Source organism: Pseudomonas sp. ABC1 (genome assembly GCF_013395055.1).
Taxonomy (GTDB): domain Bacteria; phylum Pseudomonadota; class Gammaproteobacteria; order Pseudomonadales; family Pseudomonadaceae; genus Stutzerimonas.
This window is the reverse complement of sequence record NZ_CP058349.1, coordinates 1,059,989-1,086,169: the sequence shown is the minus strand read 5'-3', so window position 1 is coordinate 1,086,169 and position 26,181 is coordinate 1,059,989. Positions and strand designations below refer to the sequence as shown.

Genomic DNA, 26,181 nt, shown 5'->3' with positions numbered 1-26,181 from the left:
CTAAAGAATATTGATTCTTATTTGTGGTCTGCCATCCTGGCTGGCCACTGTTTGCAATCGGCCTGGTCATCGTCCTGGGCTTTCTTGGGGAGGGGATTGCAATGCCGTTCACGCCGAAAAAACTGGCGTTCATCATTTCGACGCTCTGGCTGGTCAGCCCGGGTGGTTTTGCCAGTGATCGGCAAGGGGTGCCAACAGAATCTGCCACGGATGCAGTTATCCAGTCGAAAGATGTCGAGGAGCTATTACCCCTGGAAGTTCAGGCGGACTATCGTACCGAAGACGAAAAAGGTCATGACGACATCTACGACAAGGACATCTCCAACCTCTACATCGATCGCAAGCAACTGGAGCGCTATCACGGCGTATCTGTTGGCGATGTCTTCTCCGGCATGAACGGTGTGTTCAACAGCGATAACCGCAACGGCTCGGCGCTGACGCCGAACATTCGAGGCATGCAGGGCAACGGCCGTATCCCGGTCACGGTGGACGGTACCGTACAGACCACCGATGTCTGGATGAACATGCAGGGCGTTACCAACCGCAGCTATGTCGATCCCAACCTCTTTCGCAGCATACATGTGGAAAAGGGGCCTTCCATGACCCGCGGGGTCAAGAGTGGCGTGGGTGGCTCGGTGCAGATCCGCACTATCGAAGCGGACGACATCATCAAGGATGACAAGAACTGGGGACTGGAAATCAAGGGCGGAACTGCCAGCAACTCGGTCAAGCCGAACATGGCTGACCCGTTCCAGTATGAAGGTATGGACTACCGGGATATTTCGGGTGCTGCTGGCCTCGGTCCGTTTAGCGTTGCAGGGGTTGGGTTTTATGAGCCACAGGCCAGCCGCCGGAAGAAGAGTGACGTCGATCTGTTCAACCTGGATGACAACAAGCTCTTTATTGCTGCTGCATTCAAGCATGAAACAGTGGATCTGTTAGCGGCCTATAGCTACGTGGAACGTGGCAACTATTTTGCCGGCAAGAAGGGGGCGGGAAACTTCGAGGGGCGAGGCGCCAGTTACGATGCGTTGGGGAATTACCAACGCAGTGGTCTGGACAGCCTTTATCCACAGTCGGCAAAAGTGTATGAGCCCGGCTGGGAGGTGTCTTATACGAGCCAAGAACTGGAAAGCCTGCTGCTGAAAAGCAACTTCTACCTGGGTGATGATCGCAAACTGTCGTTCAGCTACAGCCGCAATGACTTTGAATTTGCCGAAACGCCAAACGCCATGATCAGCAATGTGCTGTGGGATACCGAGGTCAATGGTTATATTGAACAGGCCAGGCAGCGCCTTAGTTATCCTTTCCCTAATACGGTGATCAAGCAGGATGTTTATCGACTGGGGTATGAATGGAAACCGACAGGTTCTGATTTGATCGACCTGGAAATGGCACTTTGGCATACCAACAGCGATAGTGAACGTTACCAGAACGGTGACTATACCTATCAAGTACAGCGAGCAGACAGGGCGTGGGATACATGGGTACTGTCTGAGTGGCAATGCAGAACGCTCGGCACGTCCTGTGGCGTCCCCATGCCCGTTCGCCAACCCAATACCGACGGCCAATACAATGTGCAGATGGGAACTTCCCAATTTGGCAATTCGAAACGCACGGGTTTTGATATAAGCAACCGTTTCCAGTTGCATGATGTGCTGGCGTTGACCGTGGCTGCAGATTATCAACATGAAGTGCAAAAGGAGACCAAGCCAGACTTCGATCCGGTGATGGGGTTGTTTGGCAATAGACTGATTGGCCCGGCTTCAGGTAATAGGCGCGAATACGGTGCCAGTATGAATCTGGAGTGGGAGGCTACCGAACGGTTGCAAATCAGTGCGGGAGTACGTTATGGAGAATTCTCTGCATTCGATGAGGAGCTGGATAAGCACAGGCTCAATCAGGATGAAAAATGGAAATTGAACTACATCAATACCCATCAGAAAATTTCTTATCAGCGACTGGTCAGTAATGAAGAAATCGCAACGATGGCAAATATTGCTGCGTTGTCTGCAGCCAACCGTGCGGCCACTCAGGCGTGGCGTAGTGCTGGGCGGCCAACCTCAGGTTCTCTCTATGATGATTATAGGAATGCGGCGGCAGTTTATGTGGCGGCCAATGATGAGTTTAATGATTATAAACTCGAAAATAATATAACTAGTAATAGTCCATATGTTGGGGCCGATGGTCTTCAGCGCTGGGGCGTGTATGCAGCAGTGCCACTGGTAGATGGCAAGGCGGATCGTAACCAGAACCCATTTTATAATGGCTCCATTGATCCTGATGAAATGGTGGAAAATCCACAGGGAATTGCTGGCAGCTATAACAAGTATCAAGGGCTTGGTGGCGGTGACCCCTTCGGAACCTTTGTTCAGGTTCCAGCCACAGATCCCTGGAAGCGACCGAAGAAGCGGCATGAAGAAGCCTGGTCTGGTCAGGTGGTAGCATCCTATCGGTTGACTGATCGCTCCAGGGCTTATATTCGTTATGGCAGCATGGCACGTTTCCCGAGCTTGTATGAAACGGCAACGGGTGATCGCAATAACGCAGGTGCTGCTTTCGTCAATGACAAGTTAGGTAGTCCTGAGCGTAATGAGTCTTGGGAAGTAGGCTACACCTACAACTTCAGTGGGTTGCTACCCAGCTTGCAAGTGGCTGATGTGAAGGTCAGCTATTTCGATAACATCATTCATGACTTCTATGATCGTGCACTGACCATGCAGGCCATTCAATTCGATCGCAAGGTGATGCGCGGTATCGAGTTGCAGGGACGTGCTGACAGTGGGCGCTTCTACGGCAATCTGGGTATTACCTATCACCTGCAGCAGGAACTGTGCGACAAGGATTATGCCGTGCAACTCAGTCCTGGCTACAACCGCATTCCCGAATGCATGCCGGGTGGTTTCCCCAGCACCATGTCGTTCCTCAGTTTGCAGCCGGAGTACTCCGTCACACTGGATCTGGGTACCCGATTACTTAACCAGAAACTCGACCTGGGTACTCGCCTGCGTTATCACAGTAAGGCCGATAATGACAAGCTGGATGGGCTGATGAAGGCGGGTGTAAGTGAGGCTTATAACGGCCTGTTGCGGCCTTATTACTGGGATCCGGTGAAATTGATCGATATCTATGCAGACTATCAGTTCAATGATCGCTTAAATATGCGCATGTCCGTGGAGAACGTGACCAATCGTTATTACCTCGACCCACTATCCAAGTCACCAACACCAGGCCCGGGCCGCACCTTGATGTTAGGGGCGGGAATAAATTTCTAGTTTTTGCTGGTTTTTATAAAAATCAGTGTTCACCAACCCACTCTCTTATTGGAGAAATATATGAAGAAGTTTGCTTTCACTCTGGCAGCACTTTCTTTGGCCGTTTCGGGTGCAGTTTCTGCCGCACCTGTAGGCGGGGCTTCCAGCACCCATGTGAGTATTGGTTCTTCCAATATCGCCCCGGGTGGTACTCCTGGGTATTCGGGCCTGGCATTCAGCAGCACGGGTTCGGCACCTTATTCCGGTTATGCCGATCTGTTGCAGGCGCCGATCGCTCAGGCCACCAATGGTGTGGCCGATAGCAACGGTGACCGTTGGGCGAAGCAGCCGGGTACTGCGGTGACTATCGCCCAAGTCTGGAAGAGCACTGCCAACGCCACTGCGGATATTTCCAGCTTGCGCCAAGTGATGACGCCATCTGCTCCCATGCCGGTATTCGGTGGGTTGGTGATTGGCCAGGTCAAGCGTGACCATGACGCCAATCCAGCTACTGCCAACCAGGCTTATGCATTGGGCCAGGGTGTGTACTTTGGTGAGTGGTCTCCGCAGAACAGCCCGACTACCAGTCCTAGCACCAACCTGAATATGAGCAGCGCTGATCGCACTGTCTGGTATGTAGGTGATAATGCCGTAGCTGCTACGCCTGAGCTGGTAGATGTTGAGTACAACGTAGTAGGTATTCGCCGTACCGGAGAAACTACAAGTGGCTATGGCAATAACCAGCCTAACTCTCCAGATCTGTATACCGGTGTGCTAACGGCTAACTACGATCCCACCACTGCTACTGGTGATATCACTGGTTCGATCAGTCGCTATAGTGCAACTGGGGCCGATATCGTGAACTTCGCTGGCACGGATATCCACAGCAATGGCCGATTCAGTCAAGGTAGTGCTATTGAGGGACAATTCTACAATGGTGCTGAAGCTTTAGCTGGTATCTACAAAGGCGGTTCTACAACTGATCACGTAGCCTTCGGCGGCAGCTACAACGGCAACGGCGACATCATCCCCTGAGGTTTGACCACTCTCCACTGGCGGCCACCAGCGGAGAGCGTCAAACAGGGCGACGCCGGATGAGTCTCGTTCGGTATCGCTTGGGGAGCTACCTGTGGAGGCCGGTTCGCCGGTCTCCATTCTAAATGACGCACTGTTATTGCGGAAATCATTTATGCCATGCCATTTCAGGGCGGCCTGTCTGCTTCTGGCGGGACTTGTTGTGCCAGGTGCCTGGGCGGACGACGACGATACGCTGTTCTTGCAGGAACAGACCCGCCGCAGCATCGAGCAGAAGACCCAGGCCGAGGAGGTGCTGGCGGCGCCGCCCGGTACCTTGATGTATGAGGGCCGGCGCTACCAGGTGCCTAGCACGCTGGAGGCGCTGACTCCAGCCATCTATGTCGCCATCAATACCCAGCAGTGGAGCCAGTTGCCGGAGTTTATCGAGCGTTACCGTGCCCTGTCGGGGCATCGCCCGGGGCTGGCTAACATGGCGGAAAGCTTGTACGCCCGTTTCCAGGGCACATATCCGCAGGCGCTCAGGCTGATGGAGCTGGCCAGTGAGCAAGAGCCGCTGGACACTCGTATCCAACTGGAGCTGGCCCGGTTGTGGTTCGAGGACTATCAGGAAAAACGTGCAGGCAAAGGTTTTGAGCGGGTGTTGGCCATGGGCCTGCCCGAGCAGGCCCGGATGTTGGTGCAGCAATATCGCCAGGCACTGGATATCCGTGCCGACTGGCATGGCAGTGCGGCGCTGGGCTGGGGTTATAACGACAATATCAACCAAGGTAATGGTTACCAGCGTTGCGCTTCCTGGATCGGCAGCCACTGCTATATCAGACAGAAGATGCCCGAGGCCATCGATTCGGAACTAGTCAACTACGAGCTGTCGCTACAGCGCCGTTTCAATCTAGTCGGTAACCACAACCTGCAACTGCGTCCGCTCAGCTACGGCAACTACTATTCAGAGACCAATCCGTCCACGACCTCCAGGGTCAGGGACTACAGCAACAACCTGGCGATCCTGCAGGCGGGCTACCAGTATCTGAATGCTCGCGACAGTGTCACGCTCACGCCCTATGTGGAGCATTACTACCGCAATCGTGCCAGCGATTACCTGGCCCATGGACTGCAAGCGGAATGGCGCCGCTCCCTGAGCCGCCGCTGGCAGGTCGGCACCAGCCTGGATGCCAAGCGCTACGAATACACCTCCAAGGGTCTGCTGACCGGCGCTGACTACAAACAGTATCAGTGGGGGTTGTCCGCCTCCTTCTCTGCCAGCGCCGGCACCAGCTTGTACGGCGGCGTCAATCTCACCCGCAAGAAGTACGAAGTGGACCAGGCCAGCAGCCGCGAATGGGCCGTGCGTGGCGGCGTCTACCATGCCTTTGCCGGCAGCGCCGGGCTATTCGTCAACGCACTGGGCATCTACCGGGAAAGCCGCAACGATGCCTACGACTTCTTCCTCGGCGGACGGCGGCACGACAAGCAGCAGGTCTATATCCTCAGTGTGGGTGCCAATGGTTGGCAGGTCGCAGGGCTCACCCCCGAGCTGCGCCTGCGCCACAGCATCAATCACAGCAATATCGATTGGGCCTTCGGCTTCCGGCAGACGGAAGCGAGCCTGATGCTGAGGCGAAATTTCTGATTTCAGCCGGGAGCGATGGCGATGTGATGGAATCGGGTGCTAGTATTTTTCATTCGATACTATTTCTCATCTCTGGCTGAGGCATTTCACTGAGTCGTGGGGGATGGAAGCGACTCTTTCGGAAAAGCGTACCTTTGAGACAAGCGCCCAATGAAAACTCCAGGTCTGATTCAGATGCTTGCCGGCTCTTCGATTTTCGCCAGGGTCGGGAAGGACAAGCTGCAAGTGCTGGCAGAGGGCGCTTCGCTGGTGCGTCTGGAAAGCGGCCAGCATCTGTTCCGCATGGGCGACAAGGCGGCTTATTTCTTCCTGCTGCAGGCGGGCAGCGTGGTGCTGTACCGCCCCAGCTACACGGGGGAGCAGAAGGTCTTTCGCAGCATGGAGGCGGGCGACCTGCTGGCGGAGACGGCGATGTTCGCCGAGCCTTGTCGCTACCCTCTGTCGGCGCGGGCTGGCAGCGACTGTTCGATCTACCGCCTGCCGCGTGCGCGGCTGCTGGAGTTGTGCCGCGTATCCCCGGATTTCAGCATCGCGATGCTGGAGGGCATGGCGACGCGGATTTCCCAGTCGCTCAACCGTATCGACCTGCTCACCATCGGCAACTCCGCCCAGCGACTGGTGGCGTACCTGATGGACCTCTACCTGCAACAGCGCAGCGCGTGGCTGGCCTTGCCGGCAAGCCACGGTGTGCTGGCGCGCCAGTTGAACATTACGCCGGAAACTTTCTCCCGCCAGTTGAGCGCCTTCAGGCGCGCCGGTTTCATTGGTGGGCGTCCGCCAGAGCTGGTGCTGCTGGACGCCGATGGTTTGTGCCAGGAGGTGGGGTTGCCGGCGCCGGACATGACGTTCGAAGGCACAACGGCGATGGATCACCTTGGCAGCAGCCTGTTCGACTGCTGCAACTATGCCAGGCAGGCGCTGGGCAAGGGCTGAACCCAGCCTGCATTCAGTGTTGCTTGCCTTGCTCCCTGGGTGTCGCGCAGCCGTCCTGGCCATCCTCCCGAGGGCTGCTCAGGCGAATCCAGTTGTAGCCGCAGTAGACCGCGAAGCACGCGGCCCAGAGCAGCCCCGAGAGCGATAGCAGCGTTGGTGCGACCGTGCCCCACGACGGCAGGCTGGCCAGCAGTCGCAGCAGGGCGGCCATGCAGAGAACGATGGCGCAGGCGGGTAGCCAGAGACGCCGGTCGAGCCAGTTACCGTTGTGGATACGCCCGGCGATATTCATCACGGCGAAGATCGACAGTGCCATTGCGCCGCTGGTCAGCAGGTGGCGCCCGGCCGAAGGGCTGAAGCCGCCCGTCAGCCAGGCCAGCCCCATGGCTGCGTAGCCCAGCCCGATCAGCCAGTAGCTGGCGTACATCATCAAGGCCCAGCGGGTGAACAGCGGGCGACCGATGTGCCAGTCGTTGAGCAGGTTGAACATGGCGGCGGCGACTGCCAGTGCGGTCCAGCCGGTGATGCCGCCAGGCCCGTATACCAGTTCGGCGAGGCCGCAAAGGACGATGCAGAAGATCGCCAGGTTGCGCCGGGGCGGGCGTGCCAGGTAGCGGGTGCCGGGTGCCGTATTACCCGGAAGGCCTTCCTCGACCTGGCCGTTGAGTACGCTCATGGAGATACGGCTGGTGGCGATGATGATGAGGATCATCACCGCGCCGGTGGTGGCGCGCAGCCAGTCCATGGCATTGCCGGCCATAGCGTGCGAGATGAAGAACCCCACTTGCAGCCCCGCCAGCGTGGCGATGATCCAGGCGAAGCTGATATGCCGGCGGCCGGAGTCCCGCCAGAGGCGTGGAGCGATCAGGCGCAGCAGGGCCAGCCAGAATGCCAGGTTGCACAGGGCTACTGGCCAGAGTCCAAGCAGCTCCGGCCACAGCGGCGCGAGCAGGTAGCCGAGGCGCGCCAGCAGCCAGAGTACGATCAGCGGCAGCAGTGGTTTGCCGCTGATCTGTGGCGTGTTGGTGAACTCCGGCACCGCCGTCAGGGCGAAGCCGGCGGTGGCCGCGGCGGCGAAGCCGAACAGCAGTTCATGGGCATGCCAGAGCAGGCTGCCGCCAGGGGGATTCCAGCCGGGCAGCCAGCCGCCGAGGATCATCAGCCAGATCAGCATGAACAGTGCGGCGCTGCTCGCGGTCAGCAGGAAGAACGGGCGAAAGCCGCAGGACAAAAAGAGCGCAAGCGGCTTCATGCCTGGCACCCGGTGTGCCGTGGGTGACTGGAGGGTGGCGCCTCCAGCGTGCCAGGCTCCAGGCCGAAGCCGATACGTATTTCCCGGCTTTCCATCAACTCTCCGGTGATCTTGTGGACCCAGCTTTCGCTGCGCTCGGACTGTGGCAGGTCGAGGGTGAACTCATGCACCAGGCGACCGGGCGAGGGCACCATCAGCAGGATGCGGTCCGCCAGGCGCACGGCCTCCATGATGTCATGGGTGATCATCAGCACCGCGCAGCCGCGTTGCGCCACTTGCTCGCGCAGCAGGCCGTAGAGTTCGAGCTTGAGGCCGATGTCGAGGGCGGAGAAGGGCTCGTCGAGCAGTAGCAGGTCGGGCGAAACGGCCAGGGCGCGGGCCAGGGACACGCGGCTCTGCATGCCGCCGGAAAGCTCGTGGGGATATTTGTCCAGGTCGTCCTCAGCCAGTCCCAGGCGTGCGGCGATGCTGGCGGCCTGCTTGCGCCGTGCTGCTCGGGGCACGCCGAGTGCCTTCAGGCCCAGGGCGATATTGTCCGAGGCATTCATCCAGGGCATAAGGCTGGGTTGCTGGAAGACGCAGCCGATGCCGCGGAAGTCGCATTGCATAAGCACTTCCGTGGGGGTGATCAGCCCCGCAATCACGTGCAGCAAGGTGCTCTTGCCGCAGCCGGAGGGGCCGACCAGGGCGAGGGTCTCTCCGCTGTAGAGGTCGAGGCCGACATCGGCCAGCACCTCCGTAGGGCCGTAGCTGTGATAAAGGTGGCGAAGGTGCAGGGCGTTCATTCGGCCTCCGTGCGCCAGCGTTCCACGCGGCGCTTCAGCGGCTCGAGGAACAGGTATTCGGCCGCCAGCAGCAGGCCGAGCACTGCCAGGATCCAGGCCAGCGAAGTGGCGGTGTCCAGTTGTGCGCGGGAGGTCGCCAGCGCCGCGCCGACACCGTCGTTGGTGCTCAGCAGTTCAGCCATCACCACGACTTTCCAGGACGTGCCCAGGGCGGTGATCCAGGCCGGGAACAGGTAGGACATGACATGGGGAACGTACAGGTCGGTCAGCATCATGTGCCAGGGCAGACGGTAGGCGGTGGCGACCTTTTTCAACTGGTTGTCCAGGGTGCGCGTGCCCTGCATGGCGCCGGCGAAGACGATGGGAAAGCAGGCGATGAACACGGTGAACACCGGCGTGGCATCGCCCAGGCCGAACCAGAGCATGGCCAGTACCAGCCAGGCGATCGGCGGCATGCCCAGCAGCAACGTGACCAGCGGGCGCGACAGCATGGCCGCCGTCAGCGAGCGCCCGGCCAGCAACCCCAGGGCGCTGCCGATCAGTAATGCAGCGCCGAGGCCATACAGCGTGCGGCGCGTGGAAATGACCAGTTGCGGCTGGGCGATGCCGGCCTGGAACATCGCCAGCAGGCGTTCCAGGGTCGCCAGTGGGCCGGGCAGCACCAGTGGGCCGTAGACCTGCCCGGCCAGTTCCCAGGCGGCGCAGAACAGCAACAAGCTGGCAATGGCGCCCCAGCCACTCCACAGGTAGCTCAGCGTATGGCGTAGTGCGTGCAGGATGTATTTCATCTATTGCGGAGCGGCAGCTCCCCCATAGAAAGCGGCATCGGGCAGTTTGCCGCCCAGGGTTTGCGGTTGCCTCTGCAACAGGATACGGAAGAATGACTCCAGTTCTTCCCTGGCCTGGGCGGCACTGGCGTGGTGCCTGGGCAGTGTCTGCAGGGAGTCGGCGACGGCCACGGCATCGAGCAGCTTGATATGGCGGGCGACGAGTTCACCACAAGACTGCGGATGCTCGTTGCACCAGGCATTCGAGTGGGCGTAGGCAGTCTCCAGGCGTTCGACCAGGCGCGCGTCATCCCGGTTCTTGCCGAGCACGGCCAGGCCGGCCTGGGGGATGCGGGCCGGGCCTCCGAGCAGTTGTCCCCACTGTGCCTGCATGTCGACGCTGCGGAAGAGTTCCGGGGCGACCAGAGACACCGGGAAGGAACCGGTCTTGCGCAGCACCATGGAAACCGCCGGCTCCGTCAACAGGGCGTGGTCGACGCGACGCATCAGCAACAGTTGCAGGGCGTCCATCGGTGTGGCGGTGTAGCGCAGGCGAAAGTCCTTGAGCGGGTCCAGTCCCTGGCGCTCGGCCAGGGTGCCGAAGACGATGTCGGGCATGTCGGCGCGGAAGGGGATGGCGATCTCCTCGCCACGGAAATCCGCCAGGGTCAGCGGGCCGGGGTTGCGCGACACGATCCAGAGCGCGCCCCAGGTCGACACGTTCAGCAGGCGGATATCCGCGCCACGGTTATAAAGGTTGGCGGCGACATTGGTCGGGACGGCGATGAAATCAGCCTGGCCCTGTACCACGAGGGCGCGCAACTGGTCGGGATTGCTCCACTGGACGAAGCTGACGTCGCGCGCCAGGTCACTCAGTGCACCGCTTTCCAGCATATGCAGCAGCGCATAGGACACGGGAGCGGGCGGCCCGGCCAGCACCAGGCGTTCGCGTATCGGCGGTGCGGACCCCTGGGCCGCCGTCACGCTTGCATGCGCGAAAAGTGAGAGCGTGGTGGCGACCAGGAGCAGTGCCGGCAGCAGATGGCGTGTCAGGCCGGGCATCGGTTGTGGCCCTCGCAAGATGGCATGGCGGCTCCTGGCGATATTGGATTCGCCGGGGAGTGTATCTGCCGCCGCCTGGGGCCGGCATGACAATTATCAATATCATGCTCAAGAAACGGAATGCGCGGGGGCTGCGCCTGGAGCGTCGGCATGATTCGCGCCGAAACGGTCGTGAGCCACTGGGCACTTTACCGTGTGATTGGGGTCATCGCGTGATCGTCCTGTTGCCCTATGCGCGGACGGTTGTTAGAGTTTGCGCCACTTTTTTATCCGCGCCTTGTTTGCGCCATTTTCTTCCCACGCGTTCGCCTCAGGGCCCTTCCCTATGTTCAAGAAACTGCGTGGCATGTTTTCCAGTGATCTTTCGATCGACCTGGGCACTGCCAATACCCTTATTTATGTGCGCGATCGTGGCATCGTTCTGGATGAACCTTCCGTCGTCGCCATTCGTAGTCATGGCAACCAGAAAAGCGTAGTGGCCGTCGGGACCGACGCCAAGCGCATGCTGGGTCGTACACCCGGCAACATCAATGCCATCCGCCCGATGAAGGACGGCGTGATCGCCGACTTCAGCGTCTGTGAAAAGATGCTGCAGTACTTCATCAACAAGGTTCACGAAAACAGCTTCCTGCAACCGTCCCCGCGCGTATTGATCTGCGTGCCCTGCAAATCGACCCAGGTCGAGCGCCGCGCCATCCGCGAATCCGCGCTGGGTGCCGGTGCGCGTGAAGTCTTCCTGATCGAAGAACCGATGGCCGCAGCCATTGGTGCCGGCCTGCCGGTGGACGAGGCACGGGGTTCGATGGTGGTCGACATCGGTGGCGGTACCACCGAGATCGCGCTGATCTCCCTCAATGGCGTGGTCTATGCCGAATCCGTACGGGTCGGCGGCGATCGCTTCGACGAAGCCATCGTCACCTATGTGCGCCGTAACTACGGCAGCCTGATCGGCGAGTCCACCGCCGAGCGCATCAAGCAGGAAATCGGCACCGCCTTCCCTTGCAACGAAGTGCGCGAAGTCGACGTTCGCGGCCGTAACCTGGCCGAGGGCGTGCCGCGCAGCTTCACGCTCAACTCCAACGAAGTACTCGAGGCCCTGCAAGAGTCGCTGGCGACCATCGTGCAAGCGGTCAAGAGCGCTCTGGAGCAGTCGCCGCCCGAGCTGGCCTCCGACATCGCCGAGCGTGGCCTGGTGCTGACTGGCGGTGGCGCCCTGCTGCGCGACCTGGACAAATTGCTGTCCCAGGAAACCGGCCTGCCGGTGATCGTCGCCGAAGAGCCCCTGACCTGCGTCGCCCGTGGCGGCGGCAAGGCACTGGAGATGATGGATCGCCATGCCATGGACCTGTTGTCCACGGAGTGATTCGCTCGTCGCGGGCCGTGTTCCGATCGCTTGTGCCGGTCGGTGGAGCGCGGCCTGTCGCCTGACGTTGCCTCCCTGAGGAGCCGGCCATCAAACCACTATTCGCCAAGAAGACTTCGCCCGGTGTACGCCTTCTGGTGTTCGCCGTGCTGAGTGTCGCCTTGATGGTGGTGGACGCGCGCATGGACACGCTGAAAAGCGTGCGCAGCCACATGGGCATGGTGCTGACGCCGTTCTACTGGCTGGCCGACTTGCCGGTGCGTGTCTGGGAAGGTGCGACGCAGCAGATCACCTCCAGCAGCAGCCTGTTGGCCGAGAACCAGAAGCTCAAGGCCGAGCTGTTGCTGATGCAGCGCCGCCTGCAGAAACTGGCGACCCTGACCGAGCAGAATGTACGCCTGCGCGAACTGCTCAACTCTTCGGCCCTGGTCGATGATCGCGTCATCGCCGGCGAGCTTATCGGCGTCGACCCCAATCCCTTCACCCATCGCATCCTGATCGACCGGGGTGCGAAGGACGGCGTGTTCGTCGGCCAGCCGGTGCTCGATGCCAGCGGCCTGATGGGGCAAGTCGTGGAAGTGATGCCCTATGCGTCGCGCGTCCTGTTGATCACCGACGTGACCCACAGCATCCCGGTGCAGGTCAATCGCAATGGGTTGCGGGCGATCGCCGCCGGCACCGGGAATTCCGACTACCTGGAGTTGCGCCACGTCGCAGAGACGGCGGATATAAAGGTTGGTGATCTGCTGGTCAGCTCCGGGCTGGGCCAGCGTTTTCCTGCCGGCTACCCGGTGGCCCAGGTGACCGAGGTGATTCATGGCTCCGGTCAGCCGTTCGCCATCGTGCGTGCCGCGCCGACCGCCATGCTCAATCGGAGCCGCTACCTGCTGTTGGTCTTCAGTGATTCCAGAAGCCCGGAAGAGCGAGCCAATGCGGCCGCCGAGGCGCAACTGGATGCTGATCGTCAGGTTGAGGAAACCCCGGCCGCCGAGACGGCTCCAGCGCCTGAGCCGACGCAGGAGACCGCACAATGACTTCGCGAAACAGTTGGGTCATCTGGCTGAGCTGGGCGCTGGCATTGATGCTGAGCATCGTACCGATGCCGGAGGGCATGGCCCTCGGCCGTCCGCTCTGGCTGGGCATGGTGGTGGCTTTCTGGGCGCTGGCCCTGCCGCACCGTGGCGGCATGACCGTGGCCTTCTGCCTGGGGCTGGCGCTGGATGTGCTGACGGGGACGCTGCTTGGGCAGAACGGTTTGCCGCTGGTGCTGATCGCCTTCCTGGTCCTGAGCCTGCAACAGCGGCTGCAAATGTTTCCCCTGTGGCAGCAGAGCATGGTCCTGCTGGTGATTTTCGGGCTTGCCCAGTTGGTACAGCTCTGGTTGCGGACGCTGACGGGTAACCATCCGCCCACGCTGTTGTTCCTGGTTCCGGTGCCGATCAGCGCATTGCTGTGGCCTTGGGTCTACATTGCCCTGCAGGGACTTCGCCGTCGATTCCGCGTCAACTGACTCCGAATACTGTCGTTTCGCCGCAAATCATTGACGTGGGGCATGGCTTATGGCCATGAGAATCTTGAATGCGGGCGTTTTTTCTGAAACCATGCCGAGTCTTTCCGTTTTGAGCACCGTCTTTTCCGATGGTGATGGGGTGGGGCAAACGGTAGGTCGTGCGTCACTGCGTGGGGTTGCGCTGTGATCGTGATGAAACGTCGACAGGCTCCGATCCAGGCGGCCGTTTTCCAGAAGAAATAGAAACACCAACACAGAGCATGAGCGAGTGGTTATGGAAACTGATGTTTCGTATTGTTCCAAACCGGTTAGATATCTGGGCATAAGCAAACCGGTCTTCCTGACGGTATCGTTCTTCTCCGCATTGCTGGTGCTTTCTCTGGTCGGTGGCGGGGAGTCGCAGGCTGAGGATCGCAAGGCCGCACCGTCGCTGCTGGTCACCACCGGTGCCGGAGAAGAAGCCCCGGGTGATTCCTCTCAGGGAGCGCCATCCTCCCGTGCCCAGGCACTGGCGGCGAAGATTGCCGAGCTCGACGCGATCCTGCTGGAGCGCAAGCGCATGGAAGACAGCCTGCGCGTCGAGAAGAGCGCCCAGAGCGCCGCAGCGCTGCAATCGTCCAATGTCAAGAAGCTGGTACGGCTGGAGGTCGAGGATTTCTTCGAACAGACCTCCAACCGCGAGCGCCTGGACAGCCTGCTGGAAGACTACAAGCGCAGCGCCGACGAAGAGACTGCCGTGCGCCAGCGTGTCCAGAATGTCGAGCAGGAGCTCGGCGACCAGCACCTGCGCTTCACCCAGGCGGCCCGCGACGTCGAGCGCCTGAAGGCGCAGCTCGCTTCCGAGGTTCGCCAGCGTGACAGCAAGCGCATCCAGGCCATCGCCAGTCGTCTCGACCGCACCATTCACTTCAATGAAGCCGTCACCTTCCGTTGCTCGACCGCCAAGAGCCTGGCCGCATGCCTGGCCGACTACGAGTATGACGGTCGCATGCCGCAGTGGGTGCAGGAGCACTACCAGCGTGTCCTGGGCGAGGAAATTCGCGATCAGGTGAGCAGCCTCAAGGTCAGTCCCAACTGGTTCAGCTATCGCACCAAGAGCGACTTTTCGCAGGCCAGCATGAGCCTGGACGGCACCGTCTCGGCACAGGTCAGCATCGAAGCGGCGGTGACCGCCAAGAAGATGATGGCGTGCGCCATACTCGACGTGTCCTACGAGCTGTGCGACAGCAAGAGCCATTCGCTGATCGTGCGCAGCAACAAGTTCAACGATCAGGTGACCATCAACGATCAGGTCTATGGTTCCACGCCGGTATCGCTGATGCTCGACGGCGGCGTCTATGAGATCAAGGTCACTGTCGGCGGCCTGACCAAGAGCCGTTCCCTGACCCTGAACGGCGACCAGGTCGTCAATTTCAACTTCTGATACCCACGGAGCTGGCCGGCTTGCGGCCAGCTCCGATCCTGCCTCCCTCTTTCCTCGCTGATCCGCGCCCTTGGCGCTTCCCGCCGCATGCCGAGATATGCGAATCTGTCCGCATTTCCAACAAGGAGCCGGCATGGCCGCACTGTTTCTCGCCTCCGCATCGCCACGCCGCCGTGAACTGCTCGAACAGATTGGCGTTCCGTTCTCCCTCTTGCATGCCGCCATCGATGAAACCCCGTTGCCCGCTGAGGTCGCAGGCGACTATGTGCTGCGCATGGCGCGGGAAAAGGCCGAGTCGGGGCGGCAGCGGCTGGAGGCCAGCGTTGCGGCCTCATCATTCGTCCTTGGCGCCGATACCTCGGTGGTGCTGGATGGCCGCATTCTTGGCAAGCCTGCCGACCGTGAGGAGGGCATGGCGATGCTTGAATCACTGGGGGGGCGTGAACATCGCGTGCTGACAGCTGTCGCATTGGCCGGGCCGGAGGGCTGCGAGGCCGTTCTGGTGGAAAGCCGTGTCGGCTTTGGCGAGATTTCCACGCAGCAGGCCGAGCGCTACTGGGCAACCGGCGAGCCGCTGGACAAGGCGGGCGGTTATGCGATCCAGGGCGCGGCGGCGGTGTTCGTCGAGTACCTGTATGGCAGTTATTCCGGCGTGGTCGGTCTGCCCCTGCATGAGACGGCGCGCCTGCTCGATCGCTATGGCATTCCATGCTGGGATTTTCACGTCGACCCTGCGCAATGACGCTCACCCCGCCGTATCGAACAGCAAGAACCCGCTTACCAGGAGAGAAGAACAATGAGCGAAGAGATCCTGATGAACATCACCCCCATGGAGTCCCGTGTGGCGGTGGTGGAGAACGGCGTCTTGCAGGAAGTGCACGTCGAGCGCACGCAGAAGCGCGGGATCGTCGGCAATATCTACAAGGGGCGGGTGGCGCGTGTCTTGCCGGGCATGCAGGCGGCCTTCGTGGACATCGGGCTGGACCGTGCGGCCTTCATCCATGCCTCGGAAATTTCCAGCCGCGAAGGGAATGCGGTCGAGCCGATCAGCGCCCTGGTACACGAAGGCCAAAGCCTGGTGGTGCAGGTGACCAAGGACCCGATCGGCACCAAGGGCGCACGCCTGACCACCCAGCTTTCGATTCCCTCGCGCTATCTGGTCTATATGCCGAGCACCAGCCATGTCGGCATTTCCCTGCGCATCGAGGATGAGGCCGAGCGCGAGCGCCTCAAGCAGGTGGTGGCCGAATGCGTGGCCACCGAAGGCATCAAGGAGAACGGCGGCTTTATCCTGCGCACCGCCGCCGAGGGCGCGGGCAAGGATGAAATCCTCATGGATATCCGCTACCTGCGGCGGCTCTGGGAGCAGATCGCCGGACAGATCAAGACCGCGCCCACGCCTACCATGATCTATGAAGACCTGGCGCTGTCGATGCGCACGCTGCGTGACCTGGTCAATCCGCGTATCGAGAAGATCCGCATCGACTCGCGGGAGAACTTCCAGAAGGTCGGGCAGTTCGTCGAGGAGCTGATGCCGGAACTGAGCGAGTACCTGGAGCACTATCCAGGCGAGCGACCGATCTTCGACCTGTACGGGGTGGAGGACGAGATCCAGCGTGCCCTGGAGCGCAAGGTGCCGCTCAAGTCCGGTGGCTACCTGGTGATCGACCCAGCCGAGGCGATGAGCACCATCGACGTGAACACCGGCGCTTTCGTCGGGCATCGCACTCTGGAAGAAACCATCTTCAAGACCAACCTGGAGGCGGCTACCGCCATCGCCCGGCAACTACGGCTGCGCAACCTGGGCGGCATCATCATCATCGACTTCATCGACATGGAAGACGAAGAGCATCGCCGCCAGGTGCTGCGGACGCTGGAGAAGCAGCTCGAACGCGACCACGCCAAGACCAACATCATCGGCATCACCGAGCTGGGCCTGGTGCAGATGACCCGCAAGCGCACCCGCGAGAGCCTGGAGCAGGTGCTGTGCGAGCCCTGCGACCATTGCCATGGGCGCGGCAAGCTGAAGACGCCGGAAACGGTGTGCTACGAGATCTTTCGGGAAATCCTGCGTGAAGCGCGGGCCTACCAGGCCGAAGGCTATCGGGTGCTGGCCAACCAGAAGGTGATCGACCGCCTGCTGGACGAGGAGTCGGGCAATGTCGCCGATCTGGAAGCATTCATCGGGCGATCCATCAAGTTTCAGGTGGAAAGCATGTATGGCCAGGAACAGTACGACGTGGTGCTGCTCTGAATAGAGATTCAGGGCGTATCAGGAGAACACCCCTATGAAGCATTTCGCCGATCTCGCTGCCCGCACGCTCTACCGCTGTGCCGGCCTGCTGGGCATCGGCCTGGTGCTGTTGGCCCTGTATGTGAGCCTGGGGCGGCAACTGGTGCCATGGGTGGCCGAGCACCGCTCCGACATCGAGGCTGTCGTGGAGCGGCAACTGGGGATGCCGGTCAGCATCGGGCGCCTCGAAGGGCAGTGGGATGGCCTGCAACCACGGCTGCTGGCGCATGAAGTCTCCATTGGCGAGGGCGATAGCCCCTTGCACCTGGACCGCCTGGAACTGGTGCCTGATCTGGCCGAAAGCCTCTGGACACGTCAGCCGCATCTGGATGAGTTGCGGGTGGCTGGCCTGCACCTGAGCGTCGTGCAGGATGAGCAGGGCGCCTGGCGGGTCGACGGGATCGTCGCGCAGACGCCGCAGGCCGCGCCGGACCCGGCGGCGATCCTGCAAGGGCTGCGCAGGGTGCGTAACCTGGCTTTGCTCGACAGCCAGGTCACACTGCTGCCCCATGACGGTCCGGCCCAGACGCTGAGTTATGCCAATCTGTTGCTGCAGACCGCCGGCGAACGCCTGCGCCTGGAAGGGCGCCTGCTGTTGCCCAATGGCAAGCCGCTGGCCTTGCAGGCACAACTCGCTGTCGACAGCCGCCAATGGCAGGATTCCGCGCTGGACCTCTACCTCGATCTGCCCGAGAGCGAGTGGAGCGCCTTGCTCGCGGACCGACTGCCTGCGGATTGGGCAGTACGCCAGCTCGACCTGGGCGGAGAACTCTGGCTGCGGGTGCGCGAACGCCGTCTCGAACGTGGTGTGATGCGCCTGCACATGCCAGCCCTGGAGCTGGCACAGGGCGAGCGGGCGATAGCGCCCCTGAACGATCTGGCGGTCACCGTCTACGCCGAGCAGCGCAAGGAAGGCTGGCACATGCAACTGGACGGCCTGTCCTTCGCCCAGGGCGAGGCACGGCAGAGCGATATGCGTTTGCTGCTGGACCAGCAACAGGACAGCGGGCATTGGCGCCTGGGCATCGATCATGTGGGCCTGCAGCCGCTTGCACGCCTGGTGCGGGAGGTCGTGGCATTGCCGGAGGTCGCTGCCGGCGTGCTGGACGACCTGGCGCCGACGGGGCAGCTGCGCAACGTGCAACTCGTGTATCGCCCTGAAAAAGAGCTGGCGGAGCGCTTCTCCTACCACGCCAACCTGGACGGCGTGAGCATTCAGGAGCACGGCTGGGTGCCGGCGGCCGGCAATGTCTCAGGCAGTTTCACCGGCAACCTGGGCGGCGGTGAACTGCGCTTCGACAGCCAGGATTTCTCCCTGCACCTGGCACGCCTGTTCCCCGAGGCCTGGCACTACCGGCGTAGCCAGGGCAGCCTGCAATGGCGCCTGGATGATGAAGCCTTCACATTGCGTGCCCCTTATTTGCGGATCGACGGTGAAGAAGGGCAACTGGCGGGGGATTTCCTTATCCGCCTGGTGCGCGACCCGGAGGCCGAGGACTACATGGACCTGCGGGTCGGCATGCGCGACGGCGATGCGCGCTTCACCGAGCGTTATCTGCCGACCCTCTCGCCGGCGTTGAAGCCGGCGTTGTCCGATTGGTTGAAGGAGGCCATCCGTGGCGGGCATGTGGAGCAGGGTTATTTCCAGTACCAGGGCTCGCTGAACAAAGGTGCCCCGGCTGAGGCGCATAACCTCAGCCTGTACTTCAAGGTGCGTGACGCCGAGCTGGCCTTCCAGCCGGGCTGGCCCGCCCTGCGCGAAGGGCGCGGCGAGGTGCTGATCGAGAATGCCAGGGTGCGCGTGCGCTTGAGTGAAGGTCGCATTCTGGAGAGCCATATCCGACAGGCGCAGGCCGAGATTCCGCCGGCCAAGGCAGGGCATGCGCCGCGACTGGCCTTGCAGGGCGATATCAGCGGGACGTTGGCCGATGGCATGCATATCCTGCAGGGGGCGCCTCTGGGAACCGAGGGTATGTTCTCCGGTTGGAAGGCCGAGGGCCCGTTGCAGGCGCGGCTCGATCTGGACATTCCGTTGGCCCATGGCGAGCGGCCCCATGTGCGGGTGGATTTCTCCAGCCAGGACGCCAGCCTGCGCCTGCTCCAGCCGGAATTGAAGCTGAGCGCCCTGAGCGGCGATTTCACCTATGACTCGGACAAGGGCCTGAGCGCGGCACAGGTGCACGCCAAGGCATTCGGGCGTGACGTGAGTGGGCGGATCCTAGCGACGGGTAGGCCGGGTAAGCCGCTGTCACGGATCGAGGCGCGTGGCAGCGTGACACTGGCGAATCTGGTGCGTTGGCTTGAGGTCAAGCAGGCGTTGCCCGCCCGTGGCGAGTTGCCCTATCAGGTGCGTGTCGATATTGGTGGCGGTGCCGGGCGCCTGCAGGTGGACTCGTCGCTGCAGGGGCTGGCCATCGACCTGCCCGAGCCTTTCGGCAAGCAGGCTTCGGCGCGCAGGGATACTAGTTTCAGCATGACGCTGCAGGGGCCGCAGCGGCGTTACGAGATTCAACATGACGCACTGGCTGCGCTCGTCTATACGGCACCCGAAGGGCGCCTGCTGGATGGCCGTGGCGAGTTGCGGCTGGGCGGTGGTGCAGCCGGATTGCCGGGTACGCAGGGGCTGCGCGTGCGTGGGCGGCTGTCCCGCCTGGACTGGGATGCCTGGCAGCGTGCGTTGAAGACGGCGCAGGGCGATGGGCAGAAGAATCCCTTGGCAGAGGCTTCGTTCATTCGCGAGGTGCGCCTGCGCCTGGACCGCTTCGAAGGCTTCGGAACACGTATCGATACACTGGATGTGGACCTGCAACCGATCCAGAACGCCTGGCTGCTGGGGCTGCGCAGCCAGGTCGTTGGCGGCCAGGTTCGCCTGCCGCTGACGAGCGGTGCCCCTATCGCGATCAGCCTGCGGCACCTGCGCCTGCCGGCGGCGAAGGAAGCCGACGGCCCGCAAGCCGATCCCGTCGACCCGCTGGCGGGTATCGACCCCGCCAGCCTGCCTGCTGCCGATGTGCTGATCGAACAGCTGTTTCGCGGCGACAACCTGCTGGGGCGCTGGGCGCTGAAAGTGCGGCCGGTGGCCGGTGGTGTGGCGATGAGCAATCTCGATCTGGACCTGAAGGGCCTGAAGATCGGTGGTGAATTGATCTGGAAGGATGGGCGAACGGCCTACAAGGGGCGCTTGCAGGGTGGAAACCTCGAAGATGTGCTGCTGGCCTGGGGCTTCGCGCCCTCGACCAGTAGCAGCAGTTTCCGCCTGGATGCCGACGGCAGTTGGCCTGGCTCGCCAGCCTGGTTCGGCCTCAAGCGTTATTCGGGGACGTTGGCCCCGAACATGCGCAATGGTCAGTTCAAGGAAGTCGAGGGCAGTGCCCAGGCATTGCGGGTATTTGGATTGCTGAATTTCAACGCCATTGGCCGACGCCTGCGCCTGGACTTCAGCGACCTGTTTGGCAAGGGACTCGGTTATGACCGTCTCAAGGGCACCTTGCTGGCCTCCGACGGCATCTTCATGACGCGTGAACCGATCACGGTCACGGGGCCATCGAGCAACCTGGAGCTGGACGGTCGGCTGGATATGGTCAGCGATACCATCGATGCCAAGCTGCTGGTGACGTTGCCGGTCAGCAACAACTTGCCATTGGCCGCGCTGATCGTTGGCGCACCCGCTATTGGCGGTGCGCTGTTCATCGCCGACAAGCTGCTCGGCGACAAGGTGGCGCGGTTCGCCACTGTGCAGTACGACGTCAAGGGGCCGTGGCAGTCGCCGAAGATCACCTTCGACAAGCCGTTCGAGAAGCCGAACTGATAGTGCGGGTGGCGGCATTGTTTGGCTTTTGCGTACACCTGCAACGGGTGTGGTGGCTGGGCCACCGGTTGCGCCCTTACGGCGCCTCCCTTTCTTGGCTCGTGCAAAGAAAGGGAGCAAAGAAACACGCCCCCCTGTCATACGGCCCCTGCGCTGTGCTCCGGGGTTCCTTCACTCCGGCATCGCTCCGGGGGCCGGCGTACAAGGGCCGTCCTGGCCCTTTACGCCTCTCGTGGCATCCATGCCACTCGCTCCCCTACGCAATGCCTGCGTTCAGCCTTCTGAAAGGGGGGGGATGCTGCGCCTGTGACATCCACAACTGACCAGATCTGAAGATAAACTTCAATCAAGTCTGTTTAATTCGATCTTCCAGTCACCGCCCGCTTCACCACCCCCATCAGGAGGCCGAGCGGAATCGTCGTGCAAGGGGTTGAGCGGCAGGGATGCCGCGAGAGGTGCGATGGGCCATGGATGGCCCTTCGCGGCGTGCCCCTGGAACGGCGATGGAGCGAGGGAACCCCGGAGCGCAGCGCAGGGGCCGTATGCTGGGGGCGCATTCTCTTTGGTTACTTTCTCTTGTGCGAACAAGAGAAAGTGACTCGGCGTAAGGCCGAAACCGGTAGTTCGGCCATCAGACCTGTGACGGGTGTACACCAAAACCTCACATATATTGCAACCAGCCTCAGTCAGCTACCGGCCAGCGTCATACGCTCCACCAGGATCGAACCCGTACGGATGTTGCCACGGCTCTCGATATCGTTGCCGATCGCCACGATCTGCTTGCACATGTCCCGCAGGTTGCCGGCGATGGTTACCTCCTGCACCGGGAACTGGATCTCGCCGTTCTCCACCCAGTAGCCACCCGCGCCACGGGAATAGTCGCCAGTCACCAGGTTGAGTCCGTGGCCCATCAGTTCGGTGACCAGCAGGCCCCGTCCCATACGGCGGAGCAGGGCGGCCTGGTCTTCGTCGCCGTGGCTGACGAACAGGTTGTGGATGCCACCGGCGTTGGCGGTGCTTGGCAGCCCCAGCTTGCGTCCGGAGTAGGTGCCGAGCACGTAGCTGGCCAGCCGTCCGTTGTCCACGAAGGACTTGCCATAGGTGGCCAGGCCGTCGCTGTCGTAGGCGGCGCTGCCGAGGGCGCGGGGGATGTGGGGGCGTTCGTCGAGGCTCAGCCACTCGGGGAAGAGAATCTGCCCCAGAGCACCTTCCAGGTAGGACGACTTGCGGTAGAGGTTGCCGCCGGAGATCGCCGACATGAAGTGCCCCAGCAGGCCGCCGGCCAGGTCCGGGCTGAACAGCACCGGGACATCGCAGGTCGGCACCGGACGGGCGCCAAGGCGGCGTACGGTGCGTTCGGCTGCGCGTCGACCGATCAGTTCGGGGGCGGCCAGTTCGCCGCCGATGCGCTTGACGTCATAGTCGTAGTCGCGCTGCATCTGGCCATCGTCGGTTTCGGCGATCATCACGCAGCTCAGGCTGTGGCGCGTGCTGGCGTGGCCGCCGATGAAGCCATTGCTGTTGCCATAGGCCCGGCAGCCCTGGTGTGTGCTCAGGCTGGTGCCGTCTGCCTTGCGTACACGTGGGTCGCTGGCGAAGGCCGCCGCTTCGCATTGCAGGGCGCGTTCGATGGCCTGTTCGGGGGTGATGTCCCAGGGATGGTAGAGGTCGAGGTCGGGCAGGCTGGAGGCCATCAGCTCCGGCGCGGCCAGGCCCGCATAAGGGTCTTCCGAGGCGTGCCGGGCAATCGCCAGGGCTGCGGCGACGGTCTCGCGGATGGCTTCGGCACCGCTGCCGGTGGTGCTGGCCGAACCTTTGCTCTGGCCAACGTAGAGGGTGATGCCGAAGCCCTGGTCGCGGTTGAACTCGACGGTCTCGACTTCGCCCTGGCGCACGCTGGTGGACAGCCCCTGGTCCAGCGACACCGATACTTCGCTGGCCGTGGCGCCCTGGCGGCGTGCCTCGTCGATGATGCGCTCGACGGTTTCGTACAACTGCGGCAAGGCCTGCGGGCCTACCTGTGATGCTTCACTCATAAACACTCCAATTCCTGGAAGCTGCGAGCGACCGGCCGGTTCTTGCCCCGTCGCATGCAGCTCGCAGCTTGTCGCTGCTGTTATCATGGCGGCGTTTCCCTCTGGACCCGCCCCATGCCTGATTATTCCGACGCCGACGATTTCGGCGAAAAAAGCAAATCCCAGGTCAAACGCGAGCTGCATGCCCTGCAGGACCTCGGCGAACGCCTGACCACGCTCAAGCCCGAACTGCTCGACCGTCTGCCGCTGACCGACGCACTGCGCAAGGCCTTGCAGGACGCGTCCAAGCACACCGCGCACATCGCCAGCAAACGCCATCGCCAGTACATCGGCAAGCTGATGCGCGACCAGGATATCGACGCCATCCTGGCGCTGATCGAGCAGGTGGATGCCTCGACCCGGCAGTACAACGAGCGTTTCCACGCCCTGGAGCGCTGGCGCGACCGGCTGGTGGGCGGTGGTGACGATGACCTTGAGGCTTTCGTCAACGAGTTCCCCGAAACCGACCGTCAGCACCTGCGCAGCCTGGTCCGCCATGCCCAGCACGAAGCCGCGCGTAACAAACCCCCGGCCGCCGCCCGTAAAATCTTCAAATACATCCGCGAACTGGATGAAGTACAGCGCGGCCTGAAGTAAAAACCGCTACAGGCTACAGGTGTAGAACTGCTCTTGCCTGTAGCCCGTTGGCGCTACGCGCCAGTGCCTCCCACCGTGATCGCATCGATCTTCAGCGTCGGCTGGCCGACCCCTACCGGTACCGACTGCCCGTCCTTGCCACAGGTGCCGACGCCGGCATCCAGCGACAGATCGTTGCCGACCATCGACACCCGGCTCATCGCCTCCGGGCCGTTGCCGATCAAGGTGGCGCCCTTGACCGGAGCGGTGATGCGGCCATTCTCGATCAGGTAGGCCTCGCTGGTGGAGAAGACGAACTTGCCGCTGGTGATGTCCACCTGGCCGCCGCCGAGGTTGGCGCAGTAGATGCCTTTCTGCACCGAGCGGATGATTTCCTCCGGGTCGCTTTCCCCGGCCAGCATGTAGGTGTTGGTCATGCGTGGCATGGGCAGGTGCGCGTAGGACTCGCGGCGACCGTTGCCGGTCGGTGCCACGCCCATCAGGCGCGCGTTCAGGCGATCCTGGATATAGCCCTTGAGTACGCCGTTCTCGATCAGCGTGGTGCACTGGGTCGGGGTGCCTTCGTCATCGACGCTGAGCGAACCGCGTCGACCCGCCAGGGTGCCATCGTCGACGATGGTGCACAGGCTGGAAGCGACTTGTTGACCAACCTTGCCGCTGTAGGCGGAATGGCCCTTGCGGTTGAAGTCGCCCTCCAGGCCATGGCCGACCGCTTCGTGCAGCAGCACGCCGGACCAGCCTGGGCCCATCACTACCGGAAGGGTGCCGGCCGGCGCCGGTTGCGCGTCGAGGTTGACCAGCGCCTGGCGCAGGGCCTCGCGGGCATAGCCCATGGCACGGTCCTCGGCGAGGAACCAGGCATAGCCGGTGCGGCCACCGCCGCCCTGGCCGCCACGTTCGCGGCGGCCGTTCTGCTCGACGATGACGCTGACATTGAAGCGCACCAGTGGGCGGATATCGGCGGCCAGTACGCCATCCAGGCCCGCCACCAGGATATGTTCCCAGACGCCCAGCAGGCTCACGGAAACCTGCTTGATACGTGGATCGAGTGCACGGGTGGCGGCGTCGATGCGTTTGAGCAGCTCCACTTTCTCGGCACGGCCCAGGTCGTCCAGCGGGTTTTCCATGCCGTACAGCGAGGTGAACGATGGGCGCTGGGTCAGGCCGACCTGCTGCGACTGCCCGCTGCGGGCAATGGAGCGGGCGGCCTGGGCGGCCTGGCGCAGGGCGTCGGCGGTGATCGCGTTGCTGTAGGCGAAGCCGGTTTTCTCGCCGGACAGGGCGCGCACGCCGACGCCTTGCTCCAGGTGGAAGCTGCCTTCCTTGACGATACCGTCCTCCAGCACCCACGACTCGCTGACCTGATCCTGGAAGTACAGGTCGGCGGCATCGATACCGGGGCCGGCCAGGTGGCCGAGTAGCCCTGGCAGGTCATCGAGCGCCAGGCTGCCTGGGGTCAGCAGGCGGTTGGCAACGGGGACTAACAACTCACTCATATTCACTCCTGGGTGGCCGCGTCGATGCGCGGCACGGAAAATCGTCGGTGCGCCATCACCGGCATGCGTTGGCGAATACTGTCCTGCTCGGCGCTGTCGCGCCGGGCCAGCACTACACCGGGCGCCTGTTCCAGTTCGCCCAGCGTGCGCCCCCATGGGTCGATGATGGCGGCGTGACCGTAGGTCTGGCGTCCGCCGGGATGTTCTCCGCCCTGGGCAGCGGCCAGCACATAGCATTGTGTTTCCAGCGCCCGCGCGCGGACCAGCGTCTGCCAGTGGGCCGCTCCCGTCAGCGCAGTGAAGGCGGCAGGGGCGCTGATCAGTTCGGCGCCCGCCAGGCGCAACGCCGTATACAGTTCGGGAAAGCGCAAATCGTAACAGACCGTCATGCCCAGGCGCCCGTATGGGGTGTCCGCCAGTACCAGTTCATGCCCGGCGGCGTAGTCATCGGACTCCCGGTAGCGGCCGCGCGCATCCTGCACATCCACATCGAACAGGTGCAGCTTGTCATAGCGCGCCACCCGTTCGCCGTGTTCGTCGATCAGCAGCGAGCAGGCGTTGGGCTTGCCCTGTGGTTGACCGTCCGGCGGCAGCGGCAAGGTGCCGGCGACTATCCATAACTTGAGGTCGCGGGCGCTGCGTTTCAACCAGGGCAGGATCGGTCCCTGGCCCTGTGCTTCGGCCCGGGCCAGCGCCGGCATGTCAGGGTGGCCCATGGCGGCGAAGTTTTCCGGCAGCACGACCAGCTGCGCACCGTCCGTCGCGGCCTGCTCCAGCAGTCGGCGGGCCTCGACGAGATTGGCCAGGACATCGGCCTGGGTGGTCATCTGGATAACGGCGAGGGACATAAGGGCTCCGGTCGAGCGGTGTTCAGGGAAGCGGGTTCTCATCAAGGTAG

At 62.2% G+C, this 26,181-nt stretch carries 18 protein-coding genes and 1 pseudogene; 12 read left to right on the top strand and 7 right to left on the bottom strand.

Annotated elements, in window-relative coordinates:
* Positions 1-101 precede the first annotated feature (101 nt).
* The 4 genes from HW090_RS04790 to HW090_RS04775 all read left to right on the top strand — a co-directional run bounded on the left by HW090_RS04790 (position 102) and on the right by HW090_RS04775 (position 6,852).
* Positions 102-3,275, top strand: coding sequence for a TonB-dependent receptor domain-containing protein (locus HW090_RS04790; protein WP_179112398.1), 3,174 nt, complete (start codon positions 102-104; stop codon positions 3,273-3,275).
* A 60-nt stretch (positions 3,276-3,335) separates the two neighbouring features.
* A complete protein-coding gene (locus tag HW090_RS04785) occupies positions 3,336-4,289 on the top strand; it encodes a hypothetical protein (RefSeq protein ID WP_179112397.1) in 954 nt (317 codons plus the stop codon).
* A gap of 202 nt (positions 4,290-4,491) precedes the next feature.
* Entirely contained in the window at positions 4,492-5,919 is a 1,428-nt protein-coding gene (locus HW090_RS04780; RefSeq protein WP_179112396.1) for a surface lipoprotein assembly modifier, read from the top strand.
* A 150-nt stretch (positions 5,920-6,069) separates the two neighbouring features.
* Positions 6,070-6,852, top strand: coding sequence for a Crp/Fnr family transcriptional regulator (locus HW090_RS04775; RefSeq protein WP_179112395.1), 783 nt, complete (start codon positions 6,070-6,072; stop codon positions 6,850-6,852).
* Positions 6,853-6,865: 13 nt separating this feature from the next.
* Here the strand turns inward: HW090_RS04775 and HW090_RS04770 are convergent, their stop codons facing one another.
* Genes HW090_RS04770 through HW090_RS04755 form a run of 4 tightly spaced genes read right to left on the bottom strand, consistent with a single transcriptional unit; the run spans position 6,866 to position 10,709 of the window.
* Positions 6,866-8,104, bottom strand: coding sequence for an NnrS family protein (locus HW090_RS04770; RefSeq protein ID WP_179112394.1), 1,239 nt, complete (start codon positions 8,102-8,104; stop codon positions 6,866-6,868).
* On the bottom strand, positions 8,101-8,889 hold the full coding sequence (locus tag HW090_RS04765) for an ABC transporter ATP-binding protein (protein WP_179112393.1): 789 nt from the start codon (positions 8,887-8,889) through the stop codon (positions 8,101-8,103). The genes HW090_RS04770 and HW090_RS04765 overlap by 4 nt, the downstream gene beginning before the upstream one ends.
* Positions 8,886-9,677, bottom strand: coding sequence for an ABC transporter permease (locus HW090_RS04760; RefSeq protein ID WP_179112392.1), 792 nt, complete (start codon positions 9,675-9,677; stop codon positions 8,886-8,888). Before HW090_RS04760 ends, HW090_RS04765 begins: the two co-directional genes overlap by 4 nt.
* A complete protein-coding gene (locus HW090_RS04755) occupies positions 9,678-10,709 on the bottom strand; it encodes an ABC transporter substrate-binding protein (protein ID WP_373416380.1) in 1,032 nt (343 codons plus the stop codon).
* Positions 10,710-11,043: 334 nt separating this feature from the next.
* Here HW090_RS04755 and mreB point away from each other — a divergent pair, with 334 nt between their 5' ends.
* The 7 genes from mreB (at position 11,044) to HW090_RS04720 (ending at position 21,115) form a co-directional block, all read left to right on the top strand.
* Positions 11,044-12,081, top strand: coding sequence for a rod shape-determining protein MreB (mreB, locus tag HW090_RS04750; protein WP_179112390.1), 1,038 nt, complete (start codon positions 11,044-11,046; stop codon positions 12,079-12,081).
* 137 nt (positions 12,082-12,218) lie between these two features.
* A complete protein-coding gene (gene mreC, locus HW090_RS04745) occupies positions 12,219-13,115 on the top strand; it encodes a rod shape-determining protein MreC (protein WP_256930748.1) in 897 nt (298 codons plus the stop codon).
* Positions 13,112-13,591, top strand: coding sequence for a rod shape-determining protein MreD (mreD, locus tag HW090_RS04740; RefSeq protein ID WP_179112389.1), 480 nt, complete (start codon positions 13,112-13,114; stop codon positions 13,589-13,591). The genes mreC and mreD overlap by 4 nt, the downstream gene beginning before the upstream one ends.
* 274 nt (positions 13,592-13,865) lie before the next feature.
* Positions 13,866-15,014 carry a PEGA domain-containing protein gene (locus HW090_RS04735; protein WP_179112388.1) on the top strand — a complete coding sequence of 383 codons (1,149 nt, stop codon included), beginning with the start codon at positions 13,866-13,868 and terminating at the stop codon, positions 15,012-15,014.
* Positions 15,015-15,147: 133 nt separating this feature from the next.
* A complete protein-coding gene (locus HW090_RS04730; RefSeq protein WP_179112387.1) occupies positions 15,148-15,756 on the top strand; it encodes a nucleoside triphosphate pyrophosphatase in 609 nt (202 codons plus the stop codon).
* Positions 15,757-15,810: 54 nt separating this feature from the next.
* Positions 15,811-17,268 (top strand): ribonuclease G, encoded by a 1,458-nt coding sequence (rng, locus tag HW090_RS04725; RefSeq protein WP_179112386.1) that lies wholly within the window; start codon positions 15,811-15,813, stop codon positions 17,266-17,268.
* A 34-nt stretch (positions 17,269-17,302) separates the two neighbouring features.
* Complete coding sequence (locus tag HW090_RS04720; RefSeq protein ID WP_179112385.1) at positions 17,303-21,115, top strand: YhdP family protein; 3,813 nt, start codon at positions 17,303-17,305, stop codon at positions 21,113-21,115.
* Between the two features lie 686 nt (positions 21,116-21,801).
* Here HW090_RS04720 and pmbA read toward each other — a convergent pair.
* The gene (gene pmbA / locus HW090_RS04715) at positions 21,802-23,151 is read right to left on the bottom strand and encodes a metalloprotease PmbA (protein WP_179112384.1); all 1,350 of its coding nucleotides are present in this window, start codon (positions 23,149-23,151) and stop codon (positions 21,802-21,804) included.
* Between the two features lie 114 nt (positions 23,152-23,265).
* Between pmbA and yjgA the strand changes: the two genes are divergently transcribed.
* The gene (gene yjgA / locus HW090_RS04710) at positions 23,266-23,787 is read left to right on the top strand and encodes a ribosome biogenesis factor YjgA (protein ID WP_179112383.1); all 522 of its coding nucleotides are present in this window, start codon (positions 23,266-23,268) and stop codon (positions 23,785-23,787) included.
* A gap of 53 nt (positions 23,788-23,840) precedes the next feature.
* On the opposite strand, the gene tldD is transcribed toward yjgA, so the two are convergent.
* Both tldD and HW090_RS04700 read right to left on the bottom strand, forming a co-directional pair.
* Positions 23,841-25,283, bottom strand: coding sequence for a metalloprotease TldD (tldD, locus tag HW090_RS04705; RefSeq protein ID WP_179112382.1), 1,443 nt, complete (start codon positions 25,281-25,283; stop codon positions 23,841-23,843).
* A pseudogene (locus HW090_RS04700) lies at positions 25,276-26,131 on the bottom strand (carbon-nitrogen hydrolase family protein). The gene tldD and the pseudogene HW090_RS04700 overlap by 8 nt, the downstream one beginning before the upstream one ends.
* Positions 26,132-26,181: the final 50 nt, after the last annotated feature.

Coding starts and splice junctions, on each gene's coding strand:
- HW090_RS04720 (WP_179112385.1), top strand. CDS start 17,303: ATGAAGCATTTCGCCGATCTCGCTGCCCGCACGCTCTACCGCTGTGCC.
- mreB (WP_179112390.1), top strand. CDS start 11,044: ATGTTCAAGAAACTGCGTGGCATGTTTTCCAGTGATCTTTCGATCGAC.
- HW090_RS04785 (WP_179112397.1), top strand. CDS start 3,336: ATGAAGAAGTTTGCTTTCACTCTGGCAGCACTTTCTTTGGCCGTTTCG.
- HW090_RS04760 (WP_179112392.1), bottom strand. CDS start 9,677: ATGAAATACATCCTGCACGCACTACGCCATACGCTGAGCTACCTGTGG.
- rng (WP_179112386.1), top strand. CDS start 15,811: ATGAGCGAAGAGATCCTGATGAACATCACCCCCATGGAGTCCCGTGTG.
- tldD (WP_179112382.1), bottom strand. CDS start 25,283: ATGAGTGAGTTGTTAGTCCCCGTTGCCAACCGCCTGCTGACCCCAGGC.
- yjgA (WP_179112383.1), top strand. CDS start 23,266: ATGCCTGATTATTCCGACGCCGACGATTTCGGCGAAAAAAGCAAATCC.
- pmbA (WP_179112384.1), bottom strand. CDS start 23,151: ATGAGTGAAGCATCACAGGTAGGCCCGCAGGCCTTGCCGCAGTTGTAC.
- HW090_RS04790 (WP_179112398.1), top strand. CDS start 102: ATGCCGTTCACGCCGAAAAAACTGGCGTTCATCATTTCGACGCTCTGG.
- HW090_RS04770 (WP_179112394.1), bottom strand. CDS start 8,104: ATGAAGCCGCTTGCGCTCTTTTTGTCCTGCGGCTTTCGCCCGTTCTTC.
- HW090_RS04765 (WP_179112393.1), bottom strand. CDS start 8,889: ATGAACGCCCTGCACCTTCGCCACCTTTATCACAGCTACGGCCCTACG.
- mreD (WP_179112389.1), top strand. CDS start 13,112: ATGACTTCGCGAAACAGTTGGGTCATCTGGCTGAGCTGGGCGCTGGCA.
- HW090_RS04775 (WP_179112395.1), top strand. CDS start 6,070: ATGAAAACTCCAGGTCTGATTCAGATGCTTGCCGGCTCTTCGATTTTC.
- HW090_RS04730 (WP_179112387.1), top strand. CDS start 15,148: ATGGCCGCACTGTTTCTCGCCTCCGCATCGCCACGCCGCCGTGAACTG.
- HW090_RS04735 (WP_179112388.1), top strand. CDS start 13,866: ATGGAAACTGATGTTTCGTATTGTTCCAAACCGGTTAGATATCTGGGC.